This window comes from Pelatocladus sp. (assembly GCF_059505505.1).
In genome coordinates this window covers 13,814-40,619 of sequence record NZ_JCACKS010000211.1, presented here as the reverse complement: position 1 = coordinate 40,619, position 26,806 = coordinate 13,814, and the positions used below count along the sequence as shown (strand labels likewise).

At 40.2% G+C, this 26,806-nt stretch carries 21 protein-coding genes and 2 pseudogenes; 14 read left to right on the top strand and 9 right to left on the bottom strand.

Annotated elements, in window-relative coordinates:
• Together AC5JMK_RS18425 and AC5JMK_RS18420 are read right to left on the bottom strand one after the other, a co-directional pair.
• A partial coding sequence (locus AC5JMK_RS18425) for a hypothetical protein (RefSeq protein ID WP_495910748.1) occupies positions 1–181 on the bottom strand: 181 nt, incomplete at its 3' end.
• 380 nt (positions 182–561) lie between these two features.
• Positions 562–2,148: a B12-binding domain-containing radical SAM protein gene (locus AC5JMK_RS18420; RefSeq protein WP_096677055.1), complete on the bottom strand. Its 1,587-nt coding sequence runs from the start codon at positions 2,146–2,148 to the stop codon at positions 562–564.
• 786 nt (positions 2,149–2,934) lie between these two features.
• On the opposite strand from AC5JMK_RS18420, the gene AC5JMK_RS18415 reads away from it, so the two are divergent.
• Positions 2,935–3,144, top strand: a complete 210-nt coding sequence (locus tag AC5JMK_RS18415; protein ID WP_096677054.1) for a hypothetical protein — start codon at positions 2,935–2,937, stop codon at positions 3,142–3,144.
• Between the two features lie 133 nt (positions 3,145–3,277).
• Here the strand turns inward: AC5JMK_RS18415 and ftsH3 are convergent, their stop codons facing one another.
• The 3 genes from ftsH3 to AC5JMK_RS18400 all read right to left on the bottom strand — a co-directional run bounded on the left by ftsH3 (position 3,278) and on the right by AC5JMK_RS18400 (position 6,871).
• The gene (gene ftsH3, locus AC5JMK_RS18410; RefSeq protein WP_096677053.1) at positions 3,278–5,122 is read right to left on the bottom strand and encodes an ATP-dependent zinc metalloprotease FtsH3; all 1,845 of its coding nucleotides are present in this window, start codon (positions 5,120–5,122) and stop codon (positions 3,278–3,280) included.
• Positions 5,123–5,205: 83 nt separating this feature from the next.
• A complete protein-coding gene (locus AC5JMK_RS18405; protein WP_495910752.1) occupies positions 5,206–6,003 on the bottom strand; it encodes an aminotransferase class IV in 798 nt (265 codons plus the stop codon).
• A 79-nt stretch (positions 6,004–6,082) separates the two neighbouring features.
• Complete coding sequence (locus tag AC5JMK_RS18400; protein ID WP_495910747.1) at positions 6,083–6,871, bottom strand: hypothetical protein; 789 nt, start codon at positions 6,869–6,871, stop codon at positions 6,083–6,085.
• Between the two features lie 1,109 nt (positions 6,872–7,980).
• Here AC5JMK_RS18400 and AC5JMK_RS18395 point away from each other — a divergent pair.
• The 4 genes from AC5JMK_RS18395 (at position 7,981) to AC5JMK_RS18380 (ending at position 14,553) form a co-directional block, all read left to right on the top strand.
• Positions 7,981–9,210: a sedoheptulose 7-phosphate cyclase gene (locus tag AC5JMK_RS18395; RefSeq protein ID WP_096677051.1), complete on the top strand. Its 1,230-nt coding sequence runs from the start codon at positions 7,981–7,983 to the stop codon at positions 9,208–9,210.
• Between the two features lie 4 nt (positions 9,211–9,214).
• Positions 9,215–10,048 carry an O-methyltransferase gene (locus AC5JMK_RS18390; RefSeq protein WP_495910746.1) on the top strand — a complete coding sequence of 278 codons (834 nt, stop codon included), beginning with the start codon at positions 9,215–9,217 and terminating at the stop codon, positions 10,046–10,048.
• 49 nt (positions 10,049–10,097) lie between these two features.
• Positions 10,098–11,477 carry an ATP-grasp domain-containing protein gene (locus AC5JMK_RS18385; protein WP_495910745.1) on the top strand — a complete coding sequence of 460 codons (1,380 nt, stop codon included), beginning with the start codon at positions 10,098–10,100 and terminating at the stop codon, positions 11,475–11,477.
• Between the two features lie 343 nt (positions 11,478–11,820).
• Positions 11,821–14,553 carry an amino acid adenylation domain-containing protein gene (locus AC5JMK_RS18380; protein ID WP_495910744.1) on the top strand — a complete coding sequence of 911 codons (2,733 nt, stop codon included), beginning with the start codon at positions 11,821–11,823 and terminating at the stop codon, positions 14,551–14,553.
• 53 nt (positions 14,554–14,606) lie between these two features.
• Here the strand turns inward: AC5JMK_RS18380 and AC5JMK_RS18375 are convergent.
• A pseudogene (locus AC5JMK_RS18375) lies at positions 14,607–14,805 on the bottom strand (transposase); the annotation flags it as partial.
• Positions 14,806–14,981: 176 nt separating this feature from the next.
• Here AC5JMK_RS18375 and AC5JMK_RS18370 point away from each other — a divergent pair.
• The 7 genes from AC5JMK_RS18370 (at position 14,982) to AC5JMK_RS18340 (ending at position 21,820) form a co-directional block, all read left to right on the top strand.
• The gene (locus tag AC5JMK_RS18370; protein ID WP_096677048.1) at positions 14,982–15,587 is read left to right on the top strand and encodes an exopolysaccharide biosynthesis protein; all 606 of its coding nucleotides are present in this window, start codon (positions 14,982–14,984) and stop codon (positions 15,585–15,587) included.
• 176 nt (positions 15,588–15,763) lie between these two features.
• Entirely contained in the window at positions 15,764–16,825 is a 1,062-nt protein-coding gene (locus tag AC5JMK_RS18365; protein ID WP_096677047.1) for an HMA2 domain-containing protein, read from the top strand.
• A 303-nt stretch (positions 16,826–17,128) separates the two neighbouring features.
• Positions 17,129–18,136: an ABC transporter ATP-binding protein gene (locus tag AC5JMK_RS18360; RefSeq protein ID WP_096679119.1), complete on the top strand. Its 1,008-nt coding sequence runs from the start codon at positions 17,129–17,131 to the stop codon at positions 18,134–18,136.
• Positions 18,136–18,948 (top strand): ABC transporter permease, encoded by an 813-nt coding sequence (locus AC5JMK_RS18355; RefSeq protein WP_495910743.1) that lies wholly within the window; start codon positions 18,136–18,138, stop codon positions 18,946–18,948. Before AC5JMK_RS18360 ends, AC5JMK_RS18355 begins: the two co-directional genes overlap by 1 nt.
• A gap of 157 nt (positions 18,949–19,105) precedes the next feature.
• The gene (locus AC5JMK_RS18350) at positions 19,106–19,315 is read left to right on the top strand and encodes a hypothetical protein (RefSeq protein ID WP_495910742.1); all 210 of its coding nucleotides are present in this window, start codon (positions 19,106–19,108) and stop codon (positions 19,313–19,315) included.
• A gap of 28 nt (positions 19,316–19,343) precedes the next feature.
• Positions 19,344–20,999, top strand: a complete 1,656-nt coding sequence (locus AC5JMK_RS18345) for a GldG family protein (protein ID WP_495910741.1) — start codon at positions 19,344–19,346, stop codon at positions 20,997–20,999.
• Between the two features lie 188 nt (positions 21,000–21,187).
• On the top strand, positions 21,188–21,820 hold the full coding sequence (locus AC5JMK_RS18340; protein WP_096677043.1) for a DUF4340 domain-containing protein: 633 nt from the start codon (positions 21,188–21,190) through the stop codon (positions 21,818–21,820).
• A 188-nt stretch (positions 21,821–22,008) separates the two neighbouring features.
• On the opposite strand, the pseudogene AC5JMK_RS18335 reads toward AC5JMK_RS18340, so the two are convergent.
• From AC5JMK_RS18335 to hemL, 3 genes and pseudogenes are all read right to left on the bottom strand, one after another.
• A pseudogene (locus tag AC5JMK_RS18335) lies at positions 22,009–22,164 on the bottom strand (type II toxin-antitoxin system HicB family antitoxin); the annotation flags it as partial.
• 28 nt (positions 22,165–22,192) lie between these two features.
• The gene (locus AC5JMK_RS18330; protein ID WP_096677042.1) at positions 22,193–23,821 is read right to left on the bottom strand and encodes a mucoidy inhibitor MuiA family protein; all 1,629 of its coding nucleotides are present in this window, start codon (positions 23,819–23,821) and stop codon (positions 22,193–22,195) included.
• Positions 23,822–24,074: 253 nt separating this feature from the next.
• Positions 24,075–25,373: a glutamate-1-semialdehyde 2,1-aminomutase gene (gene hemL, locus AC5JMK_RS18325; protein ID WP_495910740.1), complete on the bottom strand. Its 1,299-nt coding sequence runs from the start codon at positions 25,371–25,373 to the stop codon at positions 24,075–24,077.
• 107 nt (positions 25,374–25,480) lie between these two features.
• Between hemL and AC5JMK_RS18320 the strand changes: the two genes are divergently transcribed.
• Together AC5JMK_RS18320 and hisIE are read left to right on the top strand one after the other, a co-directional pair.
• The gene (locus AC5JMK_RS18320) at positions 25,481–25,669 is read left to right on the top strand and encodes a ChaB family protein (protein WP_096677040.1); all 189 of its coding nucleotides are present in this window, start codon (positions 25,481–25,483) and stop codon (positions 25,667–25,669) included.
• Between the two features lie 100 nt (positions 25,670–25,769).
• Positions 25,770–26,420, top strand: coding sequence for a bifunctional phosphoribosyl-AMP cyclohydrolase/phosphoribosyl-ATP diphosphatase HisIE (gene hisIE, locus AC5JMK_RS18315; protein WP_495910739.1), 651 nt, complete (start codon positions 25,770–25,772; stop codon positions 26,418–26,420).
• The last annotated feature ends 386 nt before the right edge of the window (positions 26,421–26,806 follow it).

Sequence of the window (26,806 nt, the reverse complement as noted above, 5' to 3'; positions counted from 1 at the left end):
TTTCTTGTTTCAAGCTCGGAGTTTCTTGTTTCAAGCTCGGAGTTTCTTGTTTCAAGCTCGGAGTTTCTTGTTTCAAGCTCGGAGTTTCTTGTTTCAAGCTCGGAGTTTCTTGTTTCAAGCTCGGAGTTTCTTGTTTCAAGCTCGGAGTTTCTTGTTTCAAGCTCGGAGTTTCTTGTTTCAAACCTGAATTGTCTCATTTTAATGAAAAAGGACACGCCCCTTTTTCAGCGAAGCGAAAAGGGGTACTTCACGCTTGGAATTTCTCATTTGAAACGCGATCGCTCAATAGAGAATTTGAAAGCGCGATGTCTGATATCAAGTTCGGGTAATTAGTTATACTTCCCACAGTCATTGTACCCCACCCCTTAATCCCCTCCCCGCACGCGGGGAGGGGAGGTTTTGGCGTTAGACAAAACCGGGGTGGGGTTCAAAGGGAATTAGAAGTAATCAAGCGAACCTGATATGACGACAAGTCGCTGCGCGTCTACGCATCAAAATCCCCGATTTTTATCAAAAATCGGGGATCTTGTTTAGAGTTTCAAAAATTGCGATGCTCCCAACTTAACCAGCTAACACTTGTGTTTTTTCCTTTTCTGGCACATAGGGCTTTTCTGCACCTTGGGCGAGATATTCTGCTAACTGGGATTCAATTTGATCTCGAACAATTTGGCGATACTCTAGGAAATGTTCGTTGTGGGCGCAGGTAGCCAGGTAATGTTCAGCAACACCAGGGTTATGCTTAATAATGCTAAAGAGATGATGCCAGAATTTCCAACGAGTTTCCCGTTTGATTCCTTGGCGCCAAATCACAATTAACAAGGCTTTGATAACTACCCACTCTGGCATTTTAAAGGGTGCTTTCCATTTTGGTGTACCCATCATGAGAAAACAACGATAGGTGCGGTCTAAGTATTTAACTGGGTCATATAAATCACAAAATGCTTCAACATATTCTCTGGCAATTTCTTCCAGGGGACGAGTGGCAATAAAGTTCATCAAAGTAGTTTGGTTGATGTTGCCATCTTTGTTTTCCCGCAGTCGTCCTTCTTTTTTGAGGCGATGCCACAAGGCTGTATCTGGTAGCGCTTGTAACATGGCAAAAGTAGTGGAAGGAATTGCTGCTTGTTCTGCAAAACGGACAATGCGATCGCCTGCGCCTGTTTTTTCACCATCAAAACCAATAATAAATCCCGCCATAGGACGCAAACCTGTTTTGATAATGCTTTGCACAGATTCAACTAAAGAATTGCGGGTATTTTGAAACTTTTTCGTCATTTGCAGACTTTCTTCATCCGGTGTTTCAATTCCCAAGAACACCGCCGCAAAACCGCATTCTACCATTAATTCCATCAATTCTGGATCTTGGGCTAAGTCAACGGATGCTTCGGTGTCAAAGCGGAAGGGATAATTATGTTGTTGCATCCAAACTTTTAACTCTTTGAGCAACAACTTAACATTACGTTTGTTGCCAATAAAGTTATCATCCACCATGAAAACACCCCGCCGCCAACCTAATTCATAGAGATAATCCAACTCTGATAATAGTTGGGCTGGTGTTTTGGTACGAGGTTTGCGACCATAAAGAACAATAATGTCACAAAATTCGCACTGAAAAGGACAGCCGCGCGAAAATTGAATTGACATCATGTCGTAAGCATCAAAATCTAGCAAATCAAAGCGAGGAATCGGAGTTGAAGTGACATCTGGCTTTTCTGTAGCCCGTAAAGTACCAGATGTTTCTCCCCGTTGAATTGCTTCGACAAACATCGGGAGGGTAATTTCTCCTTCATCCAAAATCAGAAAATCTGCGCCAGCTGCTTTTGGTTCAGTTGGTGTAGAAGTAGGATAAGGACCACCCACAGCAACTAACTTCCCACGTTTTTTTGCTTCTCGAATTTGATCAAGCAAATCTTGTTTTTGGACAATCATTGCTGAGAAAATTACTAAATCTGCCCAAGCCCATTCTGCTTCTGTCACTGGACGAATGTTACGATCCACTAATTTAAATTCCCATTCCTGGGGCAAAATCGCGGCTACAGTTACCAAACCTAATGGTGGCAGCAAAACTTTTCGATTTACTAATGCTAATATCTTTTCATATGACCAAAAAGTTTTGGGAAATATCGGATAGACGAGTAATACTCGCATAAAGTTTCAATCCTCCTCACACTTTGATTATTAAATGACGCTGACTAAATAAAGAGTGTAATTTACTGTATCTAAATCTGTTAAATTCTAACATTATTAAATTTTTTCTTGGCGTTATCTAAATTTTTAGTTATGTATCTATCTGCGTTTCATGGCTATATTTGCCTTGCTTTGCACTAAATGAGTACGATAGTTAGAGTTAATTAATTCTGCTTCAGTGAAACTCTGAAAATCCAGTTAAACATACTCAACGATTAATTTACAAAAATCAAAAATGTTCCACTCGTAGCATCAAAGCTAGAGCCAGCTATGCTCAAAATCATCCCAGAGGCAATTGTTCACAACGAGAGCATAAATTTTTACTCCTCTTACACCTCCAATACGGTTCGGTTAAGAATTTTTCCTCATAATTTTGGACATGTAGAGACGCGAAATTACCCTGAGGGAAGCAAGCTCTAAGTAAATACAAAGAAGTTTATTAAATTTTTAACAATATACTGAGTAATTTATACTATACTGATTTAGTAAGGGTGAAAGTAAGTTAAAACCCTACATCCAAAATATAGACTCATTTATCAGGGTATTTTCGTTATCCAGAGTTTGGAGCGAATAACATTTGCTACAGAAAAAATTTACTTAGATTTTGCACCAGTCTCAACAACGTCAAGGAAACGAATTCTTGAGCTATTGCCAAGAAAATTTATTTTCTGATGAGATATTAGCCAGGTGGAAAATCTGAGTTCATGTCAATTACAAACGTGAACAAATGTAAAGCATAAACATATCATGACTAGAATTGCAATATCTGATATTTCTCTGGAACAAAGTTATTTTGCAGACTTATCTGAAACGGAGTCTGCATTGGTTAAAGGTGGTTTAGATTTTAACAGCTTTCTTCTCAGTTTGGCTACGCTTTCTGCTGTAGTTGCGTTGAAAAAAATTGATGCCATCCAAACGATTTTTGTTTCCTCAATTCAAGCGATCGCTGGGGTTTAATCGAGCGGGCGATATTGTGTAATGTCAAAAAAAACAGGGAATTTCCATAAAATTCAAGAATTCCCTGCTTATTGTGAGTAATTTAGACTAGTAAATTAGGAGTTATTTATATTAACTCCTAAATCTTCAATCATTACGCAAACGCTGCTGTTTTCACATCGTTGTTTGCCAACAAGTCTTGCAACTCCTCAGCGTCTACAGTTTCTTTCTCAACTAACATTTCTGCAAGTTGATCGAGAACGTGGCGGTTCTGTGTCAATACTTTCTTGGCACGGGCGTAAGCTGAATCTACTAATTGACGGACTTCTTCATCAACAGCAGCAGCAGTTTCTTCGGAAAAATCACGTTCTGACATGATATCCCGACCTAAGAACATATTGCCTTGCTGACGACCAAGGGCAACTGGGCCAAGTCTTTCACTCATACCAAATCGAGTTACCATTTGGCGAGCAACACGTGCTACTTGTTGCAGGTCGTTAGAAGCACCTGTTGTGACTTCTTCTTCACCAAAGATTAATTCTTCAGCAATACGACCACCTAAGGCCACAGCCATCTGATTCTCTAGATAGGAACGGCTATACAAACCGCTATCCATACGGTCTTCGCTGGGGGTAAACCAAGTTAAACCACCAGCACGACCACGAGGAATAATGCTAATTTTTTGCACTGGGTCATAGTCTGGCATTAAAGCACCAACCAAAGCGTGACCAGCTTCGTGATATGCGACCAATTCCTTGCGTTTTTCGCTCATGACTCGGTCTTTCTTTTCTGGACCTGCCAAAACGCGATCAATCGCATCGTTGATTTCATCCATCGAAATTTCGGTCAGGTTGCGACGTGCAGCCAGAATCGCAGCTTCGTTGAGCAGATTTGATAGATCCGCACCTGTAAAACCAGGACTGCGACGGGCAATTTTATCTAAGTCCACATCTTTTGCCAGAGTTTTGCCACGGGCGTGAACTTTGAGAATTTCCACACGTCCGGAGTAGTCTGGGCGGTCTACAACAACTTGACGGTCGAAGCGACCGGGACGCAACAAGGCTGCATCTAGAACGTCGGGGCGGTTAGTAGCAGCGATAATAATAATACCAGTGTTACCTTCGAAACCGTCCATTTCTGTGAGTAACTGATTGAGGGTTTGTTCTCGTTCATCGTTACCACCACCTAAACCTGCACCTCGCTGACGACCAACAGCGTCAATTTCATCGATGAAGACGATACAAGGCGCATTGGCTTTGGCTTGCTCGAATAAGTCGCGAACGCGGGATGCACCCACACCTACAAACATTTCTACGAACTCAGAACCAGAGATAGAGAAGAAGGGGACACCTGCTTCGCCTGCTACAGCACGAGCCAATAGTGTTTTACCTGTTCCTGGAGGGCCTACTAACAAAACGCCTTTAGGAATTTTGGCTCCAACAGCAGTGAAGCGATCGGCATTTTTCAAAAAGTCTACGACTTCGTTTAATTCCAGCTTGGCTTGGTCAATACCAGCAACATCCCCGAAGGTAACTTGGGTTTGTGGTTCCATTTGCACTCTGGCCTTGGATTTACCAAAGTTCATCGCTTGGCTACCAGGTCCATTTTGGGCGCGGCGTAATAAGAAAAACAAACCAACTAGAAGTAATACGGGGAAGAATAAGCTACTTAGTGCCTTAAACCAGAATCCTTCGTCTGTTTGAGGTAGAACAATAATATCAACGCCTTTTTCATTAAGTTCGTTGATCAGATTGGGGTCGTTAACCAAAGTCACCAATTTCTTTTTAGAGTCAAATTTGGGCGTGACTATAGCTGTAGACCTATCCGCACTAATACTGACTTTTTCTACCTTGTTGTTTCGGACTTCTTGAATAAATTGACTGTATCGCCATGTCTCTCTACTTTGGGGTTGCTTGTCAAAGAAAGCTGTTCCCAAAGCAACGACAACAATAAAAAGCAGTGCGTACAGCCCCGCATTTCTCCATCGTTTATTATTCACTGAGGTCAATCCTCCTAAGTTTGTCGTGCGAGGGCATTTTAAGAATTATGTTAACTTATCTTAAGGTATACCAAATTCCACACCTACAATGCTAGTAAAAATCTCCGTATTTTTTGAAAACAAGTATGGTGGGGATTATATTGTAGCGATCCTGTAGGCTGAATGACGGTGTGGATAGGAACAATTTCGACCACACTGTTACAATAGGCGATCGCTTCCATTTTTTTGACTAGTTCCGGTGTCCAGGGTTCCTCTCGTAATGGCTGCTGTTGTTTCAAATAGTTGATAAGTTGCGATCGCATTATTCCGGGTAAAATTCCCATTGTCAGGAGAGGTGTCCACCAACAACCATCGCACCAACCGAAAAGATTACCTGTACTTGTTTCTAGCCAATTTCCTAGACTATCTACTAATATTGCTTCTTGGATGTCTAGTTTTTGAGCGCTATTTTTCGCTAGCCAAGCACTGAGATAATTGCCAGTCTTGTGATCGGGTAAACTCCGATAGTATTTTGGGAGCGATAAGGTAGCAGATACCCCATGATTTTGTTTTTCTGTTAAGTCTTTTGGTAATTCCCTACCAGTAATCCATTCTCGCCCATCAGGAAATACAGAGATTCTGAGGATGGGGAAATGCATTGTGAGCAATTCTGCACCTTGACGTAATCGCTTTTGTTGTGGTTCGCACCAGTCAAAAGCTTGCAAACTAAATTTCAGGCGATCGTAGTGGGCTTGCCAGTTAGTTAGTCGATGCTCCAAAGATTGATTATAAACCCGCAAAGTTGTAAACACAGTTGCCCCGTAGAGTAAACCCGGATCGTCTATGGGTAACTCTAGGGTTTGGGAATGGATTAATTTGCCGTTGTACCAGTGGAAGGGGATCGGGGATAAGGGAGACACATCAATTCAAAATTCAAAATTCAAGAACAATAACAATAACAAATGACAAATGACTATTGACTCAATCTTGTTTAGGTAATCTAATCCTGGTGGAACCGTCAGGATTTTTGATGACTTTTCCTCCGAATGTTTCTATGGCAATAATTGCTCTTTGGTGGGTTTTTTCGTCAACCTGATTATTTAATACCATCATCCAGGTAGCAATCTGAGCATATTTACTATCAGGATTACGTTCTAAAAAGTCAGCTGTTTTTTGGGAAAATTCCGCGACTTGTTTACTCTCTTCATCTGTATGGTTATTTGCCCAGTTAGCAGCTTGTTGAAAAGATTGTTTGGCATTCTGAGAATCTCCTAAAAATAATAATTCGTCAATGCCTTTATAACGCCACACATAATAGGACTTGGAGGGAACCCAAGGGGAAAGAGACTTTAAGCCAGTTTTCATTAATGCTATGGAACGCTCTGGCATGGCAGCATACATAGAAGTACTGGTAGAAAGACTCAGGTAAGCTTCTAAAAATCGCGGATCGCGTTTCAAGATGACTTCAAAATATTCGGGACTAAGACTGTAACCTGTTTTCGCGCGGACTTCGTCATCACCAAAGTATTGCAAAAAATCTAGATATACGCAGTTTGCTATCAAATTATTATAACCAAAATGCGGCATTTTTTTGAGCAAATTCAACCGAAGTTTTTCTGCGTTTATTTCTCGTTCTAAACTTGCTAATGAAGCAGTTTTATGACTAGAGATTAGTTGTTGCATGTGTGGAAATTGCAACAAAGAAACACCTAAAATACACAGACAAGCTGAAAAAAATGCACCTATACTTTGACGAGAGGAAGCTAACATTACTACTTAATTGACAAATATAAATCATACTCTAGATATATAGTTCCCATATTTTCTCAGAAAGTAACAATATTCGGTAATTTAAAGTTCCAAATAGTAAACTTGGTGGAGGTTTTGGCTCTATCTATATTTTCTTGTCAGATATTGACTGAATCTAAAAAAAATTTTCAGAACGTCACATACCATATTTTGCAGCTTGATAATTCATATTTTATGGTTATTTAAGTTCGAGATTCTAATAAATTATCCTAATATATATTTTGGTAGATATTTTCTATATTAGAGTTAAGCTAAATTTTGTTAAGGATACTCATTAATTCATTTTTGTTCCATGGAGTTAAGTTAAACACTTATCTCTGATTATCGCTTTGAATAATGACAAAGTAATTGCGATTGATTCGGCTTTCAGCTTGAATAACATTTCCAGCCTTTTTAGGCATGGCAGAGTATCAGTTTTGACACCACTATTAAGGTTCTAGATAAATGTTAAAAAACAGCGAACTGAATATTAATCAGGGCTGTAATCTTAAGTGGAAGCTAGGAGACAAGCACAAAAGGTTTTCCACACTAAAAGTCCTGCAAATCATAGCAGTGGAAGAGCAGCCATAACGGAAAAATTTCATATTTTCATTACTAGTAACATCATTTCAATATTCGTACCTTGTTACTATCAGATATTGCATGTATACTAAAAACGGCTTAGAGCTTTTCTTGTTTTGAATGGTTAAAAGCTTTATTAGGTAATGGTTATAACAACTGGAGTTTAACTCAAGTTGTTAGCCTTTGGCAGCATAGATTAATAATGCATCTGTGTAAAAAATAGATGTTGTTTTTATGTGATCTTTATTTGATTGTAATTAGGTATTGAACAGAGTTTTCTACGCTATCTACAGATCCGTGTATTATGTAGTGAGGATTTATAAAGATAGCTTGAAAATTGTGATTGTTCATTGTTGATCAATATCCAAAATGAATCAGGAATAAATAGTAATTTTTCTAGTTATAGGTTGTTGTGACTTGCTTGTAACCTTGAGTAAAAAAGCAATCAACATTCAACATGGATATTGATTCAGATTCACTCGAAAATTCATACACAAAAGGCAAAACTAATGGGTACACCTCACGCTACTTTTGCAGCTACTGAGACAGCATTTCATGTGACTGGCTACGAAAAGATAGATTTTAGCCTGGTTTATGTGAATGGTGTATTCAATATAAAAAATACAGAAATTGCTGATAGTTATCAGAAATTTGGACGCTGCTTGACTGTTGTTGATGATAATGTCTACCGTTTGTATGGAGACCAAATTAAGTCATATTTTCGTTACTATGACATTGACTTAACTGTGTTTCCAATTACTATTACTGAAACTGCCAAAACCATGGCAACTTTTGAGCAAGTAATTGATGCGTTTGCTGATTTTGGCTTAATTCGTAAAGAACCTGTTTTAGTAGTTGGCGGTGGTTTAGTTACTGATGTTGTAGGTTTTGCTTGTGCGGCTTATCGTCGCAGTACTAACTATATCCGCATTCCCACGACTTTGATTGGTTTGATAGATGCTGGGATTGCTATTAAAGTAGCAGTCAATCATAAAAAGCTGAAAAATCGCCTGGGTGCTTACCATGCACCAAAGAAAGTCATTCTAGACTTTTCCTTCCTCAAAACACTACCAACAGCCCAAGTCCGTAATGGAATGGCGGAACTGGTGAAAATTGCGGTGGTAGCAAATGCAGAAGTTTTTAACTTGCTATATGAGTACGGAGAAGATTTACTGCATACACACTTTGGGTATCTCAACGGTACGCCAGAACTGCAAGAAATTGCTCATAAAGTGAACTACGAAGCAATTAAAACCATGCTGGAGTTAGAAACTCCAAATCTGCATGAACTAGATTTAGATCGCGTCATTGCTTATGGTCATACTTGGAGTCCGACACTGGAATTAGCACCGCGCGTTCCCCTATATCATGGTCATGCTGTCAACATAGATATGGCGCTATCAGCAACTATTGCTGAACGACGTGGATATATTACAGTAGCCGATCGCGATCGCATTCTTGAATTGATGAGTCGTATAGGTTTAGCCCTCAATCATCCCCTTCTAGATAGCGATTTGTTATGGTACGCTACCCAATCTATCACCCAGACAAGAGACGGTAAACAACGCGCCGCAATGCCAAAACCTATTGGTGAGTGTTTCTTTGTCAACGATCTTACCCGTGAAGAACTACATCAAGCTTTGATTGCACATAAATCTTTGTGTGCAACATATCCTCGTGGTGGAGATGGGATTGACGCCTATATCAGTGCAGAACAATCTGAGATGGTAGGAGTCTAGAATCGTGCCTAACGTTGTTAAAAAGAACACACCTAGACCCGTAACTCCCCACGGGATATTGGTCGAACAACTACAAAAAACCCTAGCTTTGGCAGAATCAGGAAATACTCCTGAAACTGTTGTCACTGCGCTGCGACAGGCGTATCAATTAGCGGCGGGTTTAGAACCTTATATTAGTGAACACACCACTCCTGAATCTGACGCCTTAGCAGCACTGATACAAAAAACTACCAAAGAAGACTGGACACAACGTTTCACTGATGGTGAAACAGTGCGTCAACTAGAACAGGAAATGCTTTCTGGACACGTTGAAGGACAAACACTCAAAATGTTTGTTCACATGACTAAAGCACAAAGTGTCTTGGAAGTAGGAATGTTCACCGGGTATTCGGCTTTGGCAATGGCAGAGGCATTACCTGATGATGGACAAGTGGTAGCATGTGAAGTGGATTCTTATGTTGCTAGCTTTGCTCAAACTTGTTTCCAGAACTCACCCCATGGTCATAAAATCACTGTGGAAGTAGCATCAGCCTTGGAAACTCTGCAAAAACTTGCAGCAGCAGGTGAATCATTTGATTTGATCTTCATCGACGCTGACAAAAAAGAATATGTGCAGTATTTCCAGATTATCTTGGATAAGAATCTACTTGCATCTAACGGCATCATTTGTGTAGATAACACTTTAATGCAGGGACAAGTTTATCTACCACCAGAACAACGCACAGCTAATGGCGAAGCGATCGCTCAATTTAACCAAATTATTACCCAAGATCCGCGTGTTGAACAAGTTATACTACCGCTTCGTGATGGTGTGACTTTAATTCGGCGATTGTCTTGAAAAACATAGGGTTTGGGTGATGCTGATGGGTTTTTTTGAGGGTGAATTTATGACACAATCTATTTCTGTTGCTTCTCCTGCGCCAAAAACGCAGTCAGTCCCGCTTGGATTTCGCATATCTGCATTGTGGAAAAATGTAGGTACGCTTGCACTGCTGTTGTTGGTATTGCCAATCAATGCTGTGATTGTGTTGGTATCGCTGTTACTGGGTCATCAATCGCAAGCGATCGCCACCGAACCCAAAAACATCTTGATTAGTGGCGGTAAAATGACTAAGGCGTTACAATTAGCCCGTAGTTTTCACGCCGCCGGACATCGAGTAGTTTTAGTAGAAACTCACAAATACTGGTTAACGGGACATCGATTTTCCAAAGCAGTAAGTAGTTTCTACACTCTACCAACACCCCAATCCGACCCTGAAGCTTATACCCAAGCCTTATTAGACATTGTTCAAAAAGAAAATATCGATGTCTATGTACCTGTGTGCAGTCCGGTTGCTAGTTACTACGACTCTTTAGCCAAACCCATACTATCCAAGTACTGCGAGGTTTTTCACTGCGACGCAGATGTCACCCAAATGTTAGATGATAAATACGCTTTTGCTGAGAAAGCGCGGAGTTTGGGGTTATCTGTTCCCAAGTCTTTCAAAATTACTGACCCGGAACAGGTGATCAACTTTGATTTTTCTCAAGAAAAGCGTCAATACATCCTCAAAAGCATTCCTTATGACTCTGTTCGTCGCTTAGATTTAACCAAACTTCCTTGTGAGACTCCCGAAGTAACAGCAGATTTTGTCAACAGCTTACCCATCAGTCCCCAAAAGCCGTGGATTATGCAAGAATTTATTCCTGGAAAAGAATTTTGCACCCACAGCACTGTCCGCAATGGGGAGTTGAGAATGCATTGCTGTTGTGAATCTTCGGCATTCCAAGTTAACTATGAGAATGTCGATCATCCCCAAATTCTGGAATGGGTGCGACACTTTGTCAAAGAATTAGGTATCACTGGACAGGTATCTTTTGACTTTATCCAAGCAGAAGATGGCACAATCTATGCGATTGAATGTAATCCGCGCACCCATTCTGCCATCACCATGTTCTACAATCATCCGAGTGTGGCAGATGCTTATCTGAGTGAAATTCCACAATTAGAACCAATTCAACCTCTTTTTAATAGTAAGCCTACCTACTGGATTTATCACGAAATTTGGCGATTGACAGGAATTCGTCATTGGTCACAGTTGCAAACCTGGTTGAAAAACTTTTTTGGTGGGAAAGATGCAATTTACAGTTTTAGTGATCCTCTACCTTTTTTGACAGTTCATCATTGGCAAATTCCTTTACTTTTGCTACAAAATTTGCAACAGCTAAAAGGTTGGCTCAGAATAGATTTTAATATTGGGAAATTGGTCGAATTTGGTGGCGATTAAATTCAGTGAACAGTTATCAGTTATCAGTTAGTCGCTGTTCGATAATACAGCATATTTCAACAAACGTGAGTTACAGAAGAACCCCACCCGCGCTACGCGCACCCTCCCCGCTTGCGGGGAGGGTTGGGGTGGGGTGCAATGACTGTGGGAAGTATATAGCGTTTCTCAATAAGCGTGAGGTACATTTTTAAAGCTGCTTGTTTTGATATCAAAGGTTTAGGTGTACTTCAGTTGCTTGGGAAACGCTACAACTAATTATCTGAACTTGATATAACTGATAATTGTTAATATTAATTATCTGACTAAAAATAATTAATTATTTATTTTATTAAAGATGGGAATCATGAAGTTTATACATAATTTTCTAGAAATTGGAGAACGAGAAACTTATTCGGAAAGACAATCAGGTAGTGTTTCTGAAAATTATCTGCTGAGTCCAGAAGAAAAGCAAAACATATTATTTACATGGAATCAGACACAAACTAATTATGATTTGTCATTTTGTCTACATGAATTATTTACAGCACAGGTAGAGAAAACACCAGATGCGAACGCTCTCAAGTTTGCTGATCAAGAATTGACTTATCATCAGTTAAATTGTCGAGCGAATCAACTCGCCCACTATTTGCAATCTTTGGGAATTGCAACTGAAGATTTAGTTGGGATTTGTGTGGAACGTTCTTTAGAAATGGTTGTGGGGTTGTTGGGAATTCTCAAAGCGGGTGCAGCTTATGTTCCAATTGACCCTGGATATCCCCAAGAACGTTTAGCATATATGTTGGAAGATTCCCAGGTGTCGGTGTTGTTGACTCAAAGTCATTTAGTTGATAATTTACCAACACGTCCAACCCACACAATTTGCTTGGATACTGACTGGGAGAAGATTTCTCAAAATAGCGATCGCAATCTCCAGAATACAACCACACCAGAAAATCTCGCCTATGTAATTTACACTTCTGGTTCCACTGGTAAACCCAAGGGTGCGATGAATACCCATCGCGGTATCTGCAATCGTCTGTTATGGATGCAAGACACTTATCAACTCACCGAACAAGATAAGGTTCTGCAAAAAACTCCCTTTAGCTTCGATGTCTCTGTCTGGGAATTCTTTTGGCCGTTGATTACCGGGGCGCGGCTGATTATAGCACAACCAGGTGGACACCGGGATAGTTCTTACCTAATTAATACAATCATCCAAGAAGAAATTACCACATTACATTTTGTCCCCTCGATGCTGCAAGTATTTTTGCAAGCTAAAGGAATGGAAAATTTTCAGTCATTAAAACGGGTAATGACCAGTGGTGAAGCTTTACCTGTGAGTTTGCAAGAACGGTTTTTTGAACGTTTGGGATGTGAACTACACAATCTTTATGGCCCTACAGAAGCAGCAATCGATGTAACGTTTTGGCAGTGTCAACCTCAAAGTCAATATCAAACAGTACCGATTGGTCGTCCCATTGCAAATACTCAAATATATATCCTAGATCAACATTTGCAACCTGTGCCTGTAGATGTCGTGGGTGAACTTTACATTGGTGGTGTGGGAGTTGCAAGAGGTTACTGGCGTCGTCCAGAATTAACTACAGAAAGATTTGTAGCTAATCCCTTTGCGACAGGACAGATGTATAAAACTGGCGACTTGGCGCGTTATTTGCCTGATGGTAATATCGAGTATGTCGGCAGAATCGACGATCAAGTCAAAATTCGGGGTTTTCGGATTGAGTTGGGAGAAATTGAGAGTACACTGACGCAACATCCCCAGATTAGCCAAGTTGTGGTTGTCGCCCAAACAGATAATTTGAATAACAAGCATTTAATTGCTTATATTGTTTCTCATCAAGAACCACCCACACCAACAGAACTGCGGAATTTCCTTCGGGATAAATTACCTGAATTCATGGTTCCCTCAGCTTTTGTATGCTTAAATTCCTTTCCTCTGACTCCTAGTGGAAAAATAGACAGGCGATCGCTTCCCAAACCTGATTTTTCTAATTTAATAACTCATGAAAATTTTACTCCTCCACGCAATGACTTAGAGAGAAAATTAGTACAGATTTGGTCAGAAATTTTACAGATTTCGGAAATTGATATCAGAGATAACTTTTTTGAAATTGGTGGCAATTCTCTTTTAGCATTACATTTAACAAATGCCATTGAACAAAAATTTGGTCGAGAGTTATCATTGTCAACTTTACTTACCAATAGTTCAATTGAGAAACTAGCAGAAATTCTGCAAAACTCCACAGATATTTTTTCCAACTCACCTATAGTAGCAATTCAGCCCAAAGGTACGAAACGTCCCTTCTTCTGCATACATCCAGCCGGGGGACATGTACTTTGCTATTTTAGTTTGGCGCATTATTTAGGCACTGACCAGCCATTTTATGGTTTACAAGCACAGGGTTTTTATGGTGAAGAAGAACCACTAACTACAGTTACAGAAATGGCTAGCCTTTATGCTCAAGCGATACAAACAATTCAACCCACAGGCCCATATCAAATTGGTGGTTGGTCATTTGGGGGAGTAGTTGCTTACGAAACGGCTCAACAATTACACCAACAAGGAAAAGAAGTTTCATTACTAGCAATTTTAGATTCCTACGTGCCAATTTTGTTAGATAAAAATAAAAAAATTGATGATGTTTACTTAGTTGGTGTATTGTCGCGTGTATTTGGTGGAATGTTTGGTCAAGATAACCTGATTTTACTAGCCGAAATCGAAAATTTGAGTGTCGAAGAAAGCTTAAATTACATCATCGAAAAAGCACGCCAAGCCAAAATTTTTCCACCAGGAGTGGAACGTCACAATAATCGCCGAATTTTAGATGTTTTAGTAGGAACATTAAAAGCCACTTATTTTTATCAACGTCGTCCCTATCCTGGGAAAGTTACCATTTTTAGAGCCAGAGAAAAACATATCATGGCTCCTGATCCTACTTTAGTTTGGGTAGAATTATTCTCAGTTTTAGCTGCTGAGGAAATTGAAATTCATAACGTACCCGGTAATCACTATTCATTTGTTTTAGAACCTCACGTCCAAGCCTTAGCTGAAAGCTTGCAAAAATGCTTATTATAAAACAATACGCTTGGTGTTAAGAGGGTGTTTTAAAAGTTTTGAAGAGTCAAATCTTATGCCAATCGCTTTATTATAATACGGATCATAGCAAGGTAGATAAACGTCTCTGATGTTTCAGGCAATAACTCGCGTGTCTCTGACCAATCGACGACACCCCATCAACCAACCAAAAGTTCGTTCAACGACCCAACGTTTTTTGAGTATGGCAAAGCCCTTAGTTTGTTTTGGTCGTAGAACTACTTGTACAATCCAAGCTCCTGTTCGATCCGAGTTCAGTCTCGGAGACTATCATGAATTTTCAACCACGTCCCATCTTTACGCCAATTGGTATTAGCCTCAAACAATTAAAGTCAATCTTTAGAATGAAATAACCCTGCATATAAGACTGTTACAATCAAAAACCATAGTCTGTATCTTGGTTATATAAATTGAACATACTAATACCGTTTATTCAAAACCCTGAAACTTCTGGCAACACTCTGCAAATCTCTGAACTTTTGCAACGATTTCTGGAGCAGCATCAAGGTGATGAGGTACGCCTACGGGATTTATTTAACGAGATGGGGGATCGAGCGTTTAGTTCAACACTGTTGATCTGCGCTTTGCCTGAAGCCTTACCTCTGCCAATTCCTGGAATTTCCGCCCTCCTTGCCATGCCCTTACTGCTGGTTTCCGGTCAGTTAGTACTCGGATTCGAGAAACCCTGGCTGCCCGACTGGATACTAGATCAGCCCTTCAAACAAGAGCACTGTGAGCAGGTTATTTGCGGGGCCATCCCTTTTCTAGAAAAGCTGGAATGCTTTTTTGAACCCCGTTGGCCGTTCTTCACCAGCCCTGAAGCTGAACGGTGTGTCGGCGTGATTTTGTTATTTCTCAGCTTCATCATTGCCCTGCCAATTCCTTTTGGTAATATGCTGCCGGCGATCATCATCGTTATGATCTGTCTTGGCTTGATTGAAAAAGACGGGCTAATGATTGTAATTAGTGGTATGGTTGCCGGCATCACTCCGGCACTTCTATTGTTAGTCCTGTAAGCTTAGTCAAGCAGAATTCGGTTTAATACCAGTTAAGCCGAATAATTATAATGTCATGTATAGGCGGCAAAAATCTTTTTACACAAGCAACTAAACTCCGAGTCAATTTTTGAGTACAAAAGCAAATCAGTCAGTTAAAAACAGATTAATCCGAAAGTGGAAAAGAGCTTGTAATCATGACAGTTCAATCAGAGAGAATAGATTATCAAGTTGTTCATGCGATCACTGGACGGATTCGCATTAAGATTCCTAGTCTGCGAATAGATCCCGACTATGCCGATAAGTTACAGCGATTGGTGAAGTCTCTGGGTGCGGTAACACATGTGCATATTAATTATGCTAGTGCTTCAATTGTAATCGAGTATAATACTATAGGTATTGAGAACAAAGCAATACACAAAGAACTAGCAAACTGCATTCAGCAAGCTGGTGGCATAGGAGCAGATGTGTCAGTTCCTCCTGAATCTTCTGAGCAACATGTACCAGAAACAATCAACAAACATGATACAAGCACTGAAGTGGTTTGTGCGGCGGAGCAACCTGAAAATAATGTTTCCAAGGTCATAAAGAAATCCATAGGAATCCAGATACCTGATGAATATTTATCTAGCGATCAATTCCCCATTAACGTCGATCTGGCTCGGAAAGTGTTTGAGGTTGGTATTCCCGCCGCCTACGTACTAGAACCTCTTAATGCTGAACTTGACAAGTTTGAAGCTGAAAATGAGAAAAACACACAGTTGCAGCGTATCAGACTTAAACTTGAAGCCTTTCTCAAGCCAGGAGGTTTTCTGGTCAATGGCATAGCTCGCGGTCAATTCAGAGAATCTTTTGTTTTAAATCCTATAAGTCGCAAAAAACATTACACTCCCTGGGTTTCGATTACTGCTGTCGGGTTAGCAGAACTTGATGCCACCGTTGTTGATGAAACAATCTGTGTTAACCTAACCAAATTGAATATCTCTGGTGAAGAGGATCAGTGGTACAAAAAATTAGTCAAATATGCATTTGAGTTCCTTTTCAAAACCAAACTCGTAGCCAAAATTAACGATGCTTTATCTCAAATTAATGGTGTAAAGATCCAGCAACTTTTCTTTCAGGTAAAAGGAGATGAAAAGTTACGCAAACGCGCTCAGGAGCTAGGTTTGTCTCCTTCTAGGCTAGATGAGTTGTTGGAGCTAGTCGAGGTAAACGCCAGAGTTTCTCCCGACTATTTATGGCTATATGTTCAGCTTTGAGTTGAGCAGGAAGTGCTAAAAGTGGCGCGAATTGGTACTTTTGCAGGAGTCGCCAATAAGTAAATCAAGGGGCTAAGGGCAATTGCGACTAAGGCAGCGTGAGATTGAACACTCGACTCTTTTAGAACCGACATTCCGCAGATATTAAAGCAGATTGAATAAGTAAACCCAATATTTTCTTTTTCTTTATGAGGTTACGCCCGTAGGTCCCACACCTTTTTTGTATTCATCACTTAAAATGTAAAAACCCGGTTTTCCATAAGCTAGAAACCGGGTTTCTTTATGCATAATTTGCCTAAACCAATGATTGAAGTCGATCATCTAAGTAAAACATACGGTTCGACCCAAGCAATTAGCGATGTAACTTTTAATGTCGAACCAGGAGAAATTCTGGGGTTTTTGGGACCGAATGGTGCTGGTAAAACTACGACAATGCGAATTTTAGCTGGCTATTTACCCGCAACAAGCGGTACAGCTAGAATAGCTGGCTTTGATGTTCATGAACAATCTTTGCTAGTGCGCCAAAGAATCGGTTATTTACCAGAAACACCACCGCTATATCCAGAAATGACGGTGGAAGGATTTTTGTATTTTGTGGCGCGGATCAAAGGAGTGTCAGCAGGCGATTGCACAACTAAAATTACAGCCGCGATCGAACGTTGCAACTTGCAAGACAAACGTCACGTCATTATTCGCAAACTCTCTAAAGGATATAGACAACGTGTTGGTATTGCTCAAGCGATCGTTCATGATCCACCAGCTATAATTCTGGATGAACCAACCGTCGGACTCGATCCTCGACAAATAATTGAGGTGCGAAATTTAATTAAAAGCCTGGCTGGAACCCATACTATTATTCTTTCTACCCATATTTTGCCAGAAGTTAGTATGACCTGTAGTCGTGTTGCCATCATCAAAAGCGGAAAAGTTGTAGCAACAAACACTCCAGAACAACTCATGACCCAGTTGACAAGTGGAGCTGGCTATGAATTAGAAATTGGTGGTGAAGCAAATTTAGCTAAACAAGTATTGCAAAATTTGCCCAGTGTGAGTCAGATAGAATCAATTCCTTTAGCAACAATGCATGGTTTGTCTCCCAAAGACAATCGTGCTTATCTGCGAGTTATATCCCACTCAGGTACAGAACCAGGTAAAGATATCGCCGCAGCTTTACTGCGTACAGGATTTGATTTATATGAAATGCGGCGTGTCAGTGCCACACTCGAAGATGTATTCTTACAACTAACTACAGAAGAAAAGACTCTCGAACCAGAGACAAACTCAGCAGCCAATGAGGAGGAAGCAGCTTAATGGGTGTTGTACTGAGTAATATTATTGCCATTTATCGCCGAGAATTACAGAGTTATTTTGTCTCGCCATTAGCTTATGCGATCGCTGGCGTTTTTTGGTTTTTAGCTGGGTTGTTTTTTATCTTAATTTTGATGGGGCCAGATGGTATTTTGGCAGCAGTCACGGCCTTAGATTTACAAGGACAACAGTATGGAGTACCAGTACCACCGATAGATGTACCTTATGAATTTGTGCGAGCATTTTTAGATCGCATGGGATGGCTGTTACTGTTTATACTGCCGCTTTTTTCGATGGGACTTTATGCAGAAGAACGCAAGCGCGGGACATTAGAACTTTTAGCAACATCTCCATTAACAAACTGGGCTGTAGCTATGGGTAAATTATTAGGCGTAGTTACATTTTTTATTACCCTAATATTGCCGATGTTGGCGTTGGAAGCGATCGCTTTAAGTGCATCAACTCCACCCATACCTCCGACAATTCCTCTGTTGGGACATGTAGCATTAATTTTGCTCGCAGCAGCAATTTTATCCTTGGGTATGTTTATTTCTTCTTTAACAGACAGCACGATTTTAGCTGCTGTCCTCACTTTTGCTGTGATTTTATTACTGCTGTTTGTAGATTTAATTGCTAAAACTATCAATGGCCCCATTGGCGAAGCTTTGGGTTATTTGTCATTACTCAAACACTACAATAATCTGATTCAAGGGATTTTTGATAGTAGCAGCATCATCTTGTTTGGTAGTTACATTATCTTAGGTATATTTCTGACTGCACAATCAATTGATGCACTCCGCTTTCAACGACAGTAATTATTAGTCATTTGTCATTTGTTATTGGTTATTGGTCAAACAATTTTGGATTTTAGATTTTGGATTAACCCCACGGATAAATCTGCTTTTTTTACCCTACTTGGAATTATTGGTTATTAGTTATTAATTAATAGTTACTACTTTTTACAAATGACAAATGACCAAACAAGGCAAAAGTCAAAAGGCAAAAGGCAAAAGAAAGAAAAGAGAAAATGGTCACAAGCCCCTAAATTTGTTTATGGAACAAAATAAAAACATTTATTTTGAGATGCATAGCACGAGAAATAATATGTCCGTGGTTATTTCCCCTCAATTTATTTATGGGGATTATCTTTTTACTTTTTACTTTTTACTTTTTACTTTTTAAAAATGACAAGGGACAAAGGACTAATAGAATGAAAACTATCTCTACAAAAAAACTTTGGAAATATTTGATTTGGCCAGGTTTATTTTTAGTTGCTGCTGGCTTAACAATCGGTGTAATTTCAGAACGTTGGGGAACAGTCCCCCTAGCATTTATTATTTCTGGGGTAATAGTAATTGGTTTATGGTTAATATGGCAAAGCCAAGAGAATAACTGGTGGGGACGCCGTTCGACTCAAGCTGGTACTAATGCTTTAGTTGCAAGTTTGGCAGTGTTAGCAATTTTAGGGTTAATTAATTTCTTTGCTAGTCGCTATGAATTTCGGGCAGATTTAACAGAAACTAAGTTGTTTACTCTTGCCCCTGAATCAAAAGAACTGGTACAAAATTTAAAACAACCAGTCAAAGTTTGGGTATTTGATGTCACTCAAAATCCTCAAGATCGAGAATTATTGGAAAGTTATCAAAAGCAAAACTCTCAGTTTAAATTTGAATACGCTGATCCGCAGGCCAAACCAGGGTTGACTGAGAAATTTGGCGTGAAGGATTTTGGAGAAGTTTATCTAGAATCTGGTGAAAAAAAGCAATTAGTGCAAGTTGTGAATGTTAGCGATCGCCTTTCGGAAATTAAATTAACTAATAGTCTCCAACAAATTAGCAGTACCAGCACAACTAAAGTTTACTTCCTTCAAGGTCACGGCGAACACCAACTTTCAGCAGGTGAAGGTGCTATTTTCCAAGCTTCCCAAGCATTAAGCAACAAAAATTATACTACTGCCCCACTTAATTTGATTTCTCAATCTACTGTTCCTAGTGATGCTAATGTTTTGGTGGTGGCTGGCCCAAAGCGAGAATTATTTGATACTGAAGTCAAAGCTTTGCAAAACTATCTCAATCAAGGTGGTAATTTAGTCCTGATGATTGATCAAGGTACAGACCCCAAAATTGATAGTTTGCTGACACAATGGGGTGTGAAGTTAGATAATCGTTTGGCAATTGATGTCTCTGGGAATGTTAGCCTTGGGCCTGCTGTTCCCATTGTTACAGAATATGGTCAGCATCCGATTACTAAAGATTTTGGTAACGGTATTTCTTTTTATCGTTTAGCACGACCAGTTAATACTACTCCAGTACCGGATGTTGAAGCCACAAAATTACTCATCACCAAGCCTTATCCTAACACTTGGGCAGAAAGCGATCTCAACAACGAAAACTTAGAATTCAATGAAGGAAAAGATCTCAAAGGGCCTCTCACGTTAGGTGTAGCTTTAACGCGGAAACTACCAGCTTCAACTAAAGCTACTCCTAGCCCTACACCAACAATATCACCAGAAGCAGAAACTAAACCCTCTCCCACTCCCAGTACTTCTGTTTCTCCTTCTGTTTCTCCTAGTCCTACTCCTAGCAATTCAACCGTTACTGAATCACGCATGGTAGTTATAGGAGATTCAGACTTTGCTACAGATAATTCATTTACACAACAGCTAAATGGTGACGTATTTCTCAACTCAGTCAATTGGGCTAGTCAGCAGGATCGTCAACCCCTTTCGATTCGCCCCAAAGAAGCAAAAAACCGCCGCATTAATTTAACAGGCTTACAAGCAAATATTTTAGCTGTATCTTCTCTGTTAATTTTACCTTTGATTGGGTTTGCAGTAGCAGTTCTTTTGTGGTGGTTGCGTAGATAAATAGTTACCAATACGCTTGGTGTTAAGGTTTTGGAACAAGGGTGTAGGGGTGTAGGAAGATTTTTTGGGGTAGGGATAAAATTTTTCGGAGTCTTTTAAAAAACTCTTATTTCCTCTTACACCCTCACACCCTTACTCCCTTACTCCCTTACACCTCTTTTTCTTAACAAATGACCAATGACTAAAAAATGAAATTACAGCGAACAACTTTAATTTTGGTTATGTTAATGCTGGGTTTGGGTGGTTTTGTTTATTTTCATGAATTTTATTGGAAAACTCAGCAAGAGGAAATCAAAAACAAAAACCAGCAAATTTTCTCTTTTCAGGCGGATGATGTACAGTCTTTAGCAGTCAAGACAAAAAGTGCCACTATTATTTTGGAACGCAACAATAATTCTGATCGTCCAAAATGGCGGATGACATCTCCCCAACAAGTACCAGCCAATGATGCTATCGTTTCTTATTTAACAGATTTATTAGTCAAAGGTGAAAGCGAACGCACGATTTCAAGTTCTGTTAACCAATTAGGAGAATTCGGTTTAACTGCACCCCAAGCAACTATTGATATTAAACTCAAAAATCAGCAAAATCATCAGTTGCTTTTAGGTAAATCTGACTTTAATAATCGTTTTTTATATGCTCAAACTGATCTAAATCCGAAACCAGACGGTAATGTAGATGTGCTACTGGTATCTAAAGATTTTGGGAATGCAGTTAATCGAGAATTATCAGAATGGCAAGAAACGCCAAATCAGAGTGAGAGTACACCTTTACCCAGTTTGAATTTACCCATTTCGCCAAAGAAGGAAAAAACTAAATGATCAAGGGAATACCAAAAAAGAAACTATAGTTGGGAATAGGGAACAAAGAACAGGGTTAAACTTGATAATCTCCTTTTCTAGCTGCATTAAATCTGTCGCATCCGAGGAGCATCTTTACCTGTGCATAGCCAGTAGATTGGTGCTAGCAAACCAAAAGGTTTCCAGTACTTTGGTCGGGCGATCGCTGTTTAAGCCTCAACATATTCGCACAGAGTTGTCGGTTCAGGTATTGGTAAACCGTCTTCGCGTAAGCTTTCCAAATGAAAAGTTATAGCTTCTCTCATCTGTTCCTCTACTTCTTCAAGAGTTAAACCTGTTGCTACACACCCAGGTAAATCTGGAACATAGGCAGAATAATCTCTTTAACTTTCATTATACATCCAGCCCCACCACCGTTAACTGGGGCGGATGCTCAACCATAAACTGATAATATATCTCCTGTTTTCTCTGAGCAGAAATCATCAAATCCCATTCCAACATCCCCATTTCACCTAATTGAATTTGGGGATTAGTGCGATTCAGACGGACTTTTATTTGTTCATTACGGCTGACTGGTAATTGTTCAGTTAATTTTAAATTCGCTGGTTGATTGAGCAAATTGGTAATTATTAACCGATATGCATAACTAATTCTGCGGTTACTACCAATTAATTTTTTCTCAACTTGCCGTTCAACTAACTCACGCTCAATTTTCAAACCTTCGTCAATACCTAAATTAACTTTAAACTCTTGTCCTGGCGCAATATTTTCTAGCTGAGTGCTACCCACAAAAATATTGTCACGATAAATATTTGCTTTACCTGCTAACAAAGTCGCACCTTCCGAGTTATTTTTTACCTTTGCTTGCAGATAAGCGAAACTCACCAAGCGCGGCATTGCGATGTAATTAAAACTACATGGAAAATCATCATTAAAGATTGTCGTTTTATGGGGTGTGCCATCACTAGGTATATTTCCGCTACTACTCAGTTTAAAAGTAACTACACTACCTTCCCTAGATACTTCTGCTACCACAGTTTCAGCTGCTATGTCTGCTTGTACTTCTGCGCTTCCTGGTGCTGGAGTTGGCATTGCTGTATCGGCTTCCCCAGCACCTATCTGACTCCTAGCACGCATTGGTGCTGCTGTCATTACGTAACTTTGTGGCATAAGACGAGGTGCGTCAATATACCAAGGTTTTAGTTTAGGTGGGAGTGTACCTAGTCCTGGTTTAGCGGTAGAAAGGGTAAGATCTACACCCAGCCAATCTTCACCCGTGCTTTGTGTTACTTCTGCAAGATAACCGAGATTGACAACATTGCTGTTACTGCTTACCCGTAGATCATACAAAGGAGTCCAACTCGCACGACTCACTAGGTAAGATACTTCGAGTTCAAATTCGCCTGCACCCGCAGGTTCTATACCTACACTCAAGCTTAAACTTTCTTTGGGATGGGGTGTTTGAATAGTTTGCAACTGCTGGCGGAGTGCTTGTAATTGCTTGTCTAATTCTTTCTGACGAGTTTTGCATTCGGTTGTGGCGATCGCATACTCACCATACTGACTTCCTATAAAGTTCAGAAAATCTAATGTCTCGCTCAGATTGAGATTTTTCCGCGCCAGACTAATGGAAAATTGTTCTTCTGTTTTCTCGCGCAAACCTTGAAGAAAGCTAGATTGTAACGCCAAAGCATCAATTTGTGCTTGTAGATGTTGCCATTCTGCTTCTAATTGTTGAATTTGCTGAGTCAAGTGAGCAACTTTTGCTGCTACAGGTTCAGTAGAAAACATGCGATCGCATTTCACTTCCAGTAAGCGTACTGCTACCTTTCCCTTACCACTAACCCTAACAGACTCTGTTTCAACAATCTCCGGCAGTGGAGTAATTACCAATTCTTTTTCTTGTCCTGTTAAGGAGACTATACCTTTTCTTGTTACCAAAGCTTTGTCAGAGTACACCGTCACTGCCACAATCTGACTTGCTACGATTTTCCGCACAGATGGTATTTCTGGGTTCTCCACTGCCAGTTTCCCCCTATGTTTTAATATAGACGCGCTGGTTCATTTTGCAGTTTTACAGGTCTAGCCGTCAACTTTGCTGGGTTTGTAGTGTAGACGCGTTAGCGGCTTCCCGTACGCCGTAAGGCGTTCCTGTAGGGTAGGGTACGCTTAAGCGTTCATAAAGGACTAAAGTCCTCACTACAAACCTCTCAAAGTTGGTGTGGCGGACTACTAGTATTTACTTCAAATCTTTGTTACTTCAGTCAGAGAAAAGTCAAAGTTGAGACATTACATCTTTAGCTGCTTCTAGCGTTCTGTCGATATCTTCTTCTGTGTGAGCAAAAGAAGTGAAGCCAGCTTCAAATTGTGATGGTGCCAAGTAAATACCATGTTCTAACATCCCACGATGGAAGCGAGCAAATTTAGCCAAATCTGATTTTTTGGCATCTTCGTAGTTATGAACAGGACCAGCAGTAAAGAACAGACCAAACATAGCACTGATGGAATCGCTACAAGCTGGATGACCAGTTTCTTGGGCAATTTGCAACAAGCCATTTGCGAGTTTCTTGGTCATCTGCTCTAAGTACTCGTAAGTACCAGCTTTTTGTAGTAATTCTAGGGTCTTAATACCCGCAGTCATGGCTAGGGGATTACCAGAAAGAGTTCCGGCTTGATACATTGGGCCAGCAGGGGCAACCATTGACATGATATCCTGACGACCACCATAGGCTCCGACAGGTAAACCACCACCGATAACTTTGCCCAAGGTTGTGAGATCGGGGGTAATACCAAACTTCTCTTGAGCGCCACCGTAGGCGATGCGGAAGCCTGTCATTACCTCGTCAAATACCAATAAAGCCCCGTGTTCCTGGGTAAGTTCCCGTAACCCTTCTAAGAATCCAGTATCGGGAGGAATAAACCCAGCATTACCTACTACTGGTTCCAAAATTACTCCAGCAATTTGGTCGCGGTTTTCTTCAAATAGAGCTTTCACAGCTTCCAAATCATTGAAAGGTGCAGTTAGGGTACTACTAGTAACCGATTTGGGAACACCTGGGGAATCTGGTAAACCCAGAGTAGCTACACCGGAACCTGCTTTCACCAGGAACATATCAGCATGGCCGTGGTAGCAGCCTTCAAACTTGATGATTTTTTCACGTCCAGTGAAAGCCCGCATTAATCGCAACACTGCCATACAAGCTTCGGTGCCAGAGTTAACAAATCTTACCATTTCAATGCTAGGAACAGCATCGATCACCATTTCTGCCAAGACGTTTTCTAGCACGCAAGGCGCACCAAAACTAGTGCCTTTTTCCAAAGCTTCATGCAATGCTGCAATTACTTCTGGGTGAGCATGACCACAAATAGCTGGGCCCCAAGTGCCAACATAATCGATGTATTGATTGCCATCGACATCCCAAATGTATGCGCCTTTAACGTGGTCAAATACAATCGGTTGTCCTCCCACAGATTTGAAGGCGCGAACAGGGGAATTTACCCCTCCTGGCATCAAGTTTTGGGCAGCTGCGAATATTTCCTGTGATTTTGTGGTTTTAATTGTTGTATTTACCAAGGTTCTCTCCTCAACAGTGGGATAATTAAAGCTCTATCTTGGGATAGGGGTGAAGTATTCTCAGAACTTCTATCGTATAAAATTACCTGAACCAGGAAAATAACAATATGTTATACAAGTCCAATCAAGACTTGCCTGTAGAGATTCGCACCCGCTTATCCGAGGCACACCAAGATGTTTACCGGGCAGCTTATAATTCGGCAATTCATTGGTATGGTGAAACTACAAAGGCTCATCAAGTCGCTTTAAGTGCTGTTAAGATGCAGTCTGCTATGCATAAAAGTTATGTTATTTAAGTCTGGATAGAAAAAATTTTCAGACAAAAAGTGCCAGTTGTCCTCTTTAGAATGGTATCGTAAACCATAAATCATTCTCGCTTTTTTTGAAGCACCTGGTATGTTTTTTTCTGCGAGCAATTCTCAACGTCAAGTCATCCCTGTTGATCAAATTCGCTACGATGATCGCGGTCTTGTCCCGGCTATTGTCCAAAATTATCTAGATGGTACTGTTTTGATGATGGGATGGATGAATCGGGAGTCCCTACAGAAAACTTTAGAAACAAGAGAAACTTGGTTTTGGAGTCGTTCCCGTGAGGAGTTATGGCATAAGGGAGAGACTTCTGGCCACATTCAGAAAGTGCAAAGTCTTCGTTACGACTGTGATAGTGATGCATTACTCATTGGAGTTGAGCAGGTAGGAGATATAGCCTGTCATACTGGTGAGCGCAGTTGTTTTCATCAGGTAGAAGGAAATATCACTCCACCACCTGCTGATACTTTATCACAAGTATTTGCTGTAATTTGCGATCGCCGTGATCAGCCCCAGGAAAGTTCATACACTTGTAAACTATTGTCTGGTGGTGATAACAAGATTTTAAAAAAAATTGGTGAGGAAAGTGCAGAGGTCGTCATGGCGTTTAAGGATGATGATCACGATGCGATCGCATCAGAGGTTGCAGATTTGTTATACCATACGCTTGTCGCTCTTGCTCACCATCAAGTTGATTTGAAATCGGTGTATCGCAAGTTACAGGAACGTCGGCGCTAATTTTTCTGTATTTATACGGTTATGAACACTTGGTTTAATTAAAAATAAATTTTGAATTTTGAACTTGTAGGGTGTAAGGGTAGTAAAAATCCTTACACCTTAATTGTGCTGGTGAACAATTACCAAAAACTAATCAATGAAATAAGTTAATCTAATATTTTTGTAATTCTTATTATTCTCGCAAATTTTCCTCACTGATTCCACAGAGTTTCCACAGGCTATTTCCTAGTTTTCCACAGATAGTTTACGACGGTATCAGCTTTTGACCCTTGAGGTGGGGATTGTTTGTTCATAACTGTCAGAGATATTTAAGACTGAGTTTAAGTTAATAAATATTACAAAAAAAGCTTAAAAGCCCTATATTTTCGTAAGTATGTATTTTTCAT